The organism is Halioglobus sp. HI00S01 (assembly GCF_001635445.1).
GTDB lineage: Bacteria > Pseudomonadota > Gammaproteobacteria > Pseudomonadales > Halieaceae > Halioglobus > Halioglobus japonicus.
Map to the genome: position 1 here is coordinate 1 of NZ_LWEE01000216.1, position 214 is coordinate 214.

The 214-nt window shown below is 59.3% G+C and carries 1 pseudogene; it reads right to left on the bottom strand.

The window, feature by feature from the left end:
* A pseudogene (locus A3709_RS17275) lies at positions 1-214 on the bottom strand (siroheme synthase); the annotation flags it as partial.

A 214-nucleotide genomic window follows, 5' to 3' on the forward strand; every position in this document is an offset into this window, starting at 1 on the left:
AGATATACCTCACCGACATAATGAGCTTCAGTGTTAGCCAGTTGCTCTTCCAGGAGCTCCTCGGCGCGGCTTTCACGGCCGCCCATGACCTGTTCCGCAACTGTGCCCTCCATCACCTGCTCCCAGAACAAGCGCCGTGGCGTCTCCTCAGGGATGGCCTGCTTCACTCGATCGCGATAGCGACCTGCAAATTCTGCCAATGCGCCGTAGGCGC